Source organism: Planctomycetota bacterium (genome assembly GCA_016872555.1).
GTDB lineage: Bacteria > Planctomycetota > Planctomycetia > Pirellulales > UBA1268 > F1-20-MAGs016.
On record VGZO01000144.1, the window covers coordinates 1 to 1,742 of the forward strand.

Sequence of the window (1,742 nt, forward strand, 5' to 3'; positions counted from 1 at the left end):
GGTGACCACCTCGTCGAAGATCAAGAGCACGCCATGCTCCGAGCAGGCTCGGCGCACCGCCTGCAGGAAGCGCGGCTCGGGGGGCAGGCAGCGGTGGAGCGGCTCCATGATCACCGCCGCCAGGCCGTCGGCATGCTGGGCGATCAGCCTGCAGGCCATGTCGGGATCGTTGAACGGAGAAACCAGCATGTCGGCCGCCTCCCGCGGGGTCATGCTCGATCCGAGGGGCTCCGGCTCCGGCCAGGGGGGGAGTTTCGAGCCGAACAGGCTCGTGGTGCCGACGTCGTGCGAACCGTGATACGCCCCCTCAAACTTGAGGATTCCCGGCCGCCGGCGGGCGGCGCGGGCCAGGCGGATGCAGTGCATCGTCGCCTCCGTGCCCGAGGAGCACATCCGCACGCGTTCGCAGGCCGGGCTGAGGGCGACGACCCGCTCGGCCAGTTCGAGCGAACGGGCGTTGACGTGGGCGAAGTTCGTCCCCAGCGGGATCTGGCGGATCGCCGCTGCCGTCACGCCGGGATGCCCGTGTCCGAGCAGCACCGACCCCCAACCCATCGTGAAATCGAGGTATTCCCGGCCCGCCGCGTCGCGGACCGTGCAGCCCGAGCCCTCCGCGATCACGGTGCAGAGTTCCTCCGGCAGGCCGAACTCGCCGTTTGAGCCGGCCGGAAACACCCGCCAACTGCGGTCGACGTAGGGACGAATCTGAAGCGAAGGTTCTGCGATCGACATGGCTGTTCATCACCCGAGAAGGAGTTCGGACACCCGGTCACTCTAGCCTGCCGGCGTCCAGCGGTGACCGAGGACGGGGTTGGCGCAGACCGCCGCCCATCTCGCCGATCACGTCATCCCGCCGGTACCGGTGCGGCAGTGGGTGATCTCCGTGCCGAAGCGGCTGCGGGGCTTTCTCGCCGACCGACCCCGAGCCGTCGCCGCACTCACGAAGATTTTTCTTGATGAGATCGAGCGGCTCCAGCTCGCGGCGTCGGGTTTCAACCCTGCTGCCAACGCACCGAGCGCTTCCCGCCCGCGGCTCGGTGGCATCTCCTTCCTGCACCGCTTTGGCTCGGCGCTCAACCACCACGTGCACCTGCACGCCTGCGTGACCGACGGTGTCTTCGTGCCGGCTGCCGCCGAAGTAGGCACTGATGCCCCGCCGGCGTTCCTGCCCGCCCGATCGATCACCCAGGCTGACCTGGCTGCGCTCACCGAGCGGGTGCGCCGCCGCGTGATCCGCTGGTTCAGGCGCTCTCGCCTCCTCAACGCCGCTGCCGCCGCCGACATGCTCGCCTGGGAGAACAGCGGGTTTTCAGTCGACGCGAGCGTCCGGATCACGCTCCTCGACCGCGATGTGCCCAGCTATTTTCAGAGTCTTGAGCACCTTCTCCGGTACTGCGCCCGGCCGCCCTTCGCGCTCGAGCGGCTCTCCGTGATCCGCGGCCCAGACGGCCGGATCGCCCGCATCCGCTACGTGCTGCCCAGACACAAAGCCGCCAACTGGGTCGGGCCCGGCCGCGGCCGCAAGTCCACCCGGCCGGGGGCCAACGGCGTCGTCGAGCTCTCGCCGTTTGAGTTTCTCGATCGCTTGGCCGATCTCGTCCCACCGCCGCGGAAGCACCGGCATCGCTATCACGGGGTGTTTGCGCCGAACCACAAGCTGCGGAAAGCCGTCACGGCGCTCGCGATCGGGAATGTCGGCAAACGGAGCGACGCTGGGCATGCGGGCGACGGTCACGCCACGG

The 1,742-nt window shown here is 69.1% G+C and carries 2 protein-coding genes; one reads left to right on the plus strand and one right to left on the minus strand.

Annotated features, from left to right (window positions below):
- A partial coding sequence (locus FJ309_17560; GenBank protein MBM3956381.1) for an aminotransferase class III-fold pyridoxal phosphate-dependent enzyme occupies positions 1-732 on the minus strand: 732 nt, incomplete at its 3' end.
- Positions 733-811: 79 nt separating this feature from the next.
- Here FJ309_17560 and FJ309_17565 point away from each other — a divergent pair.
- On the plus strand, positions 812-1,742 hold a 931-nt coding region (locus FJ309_17565; protein ID MBM3956382.1), incomplete at its 3' end, for a hypothetical protein.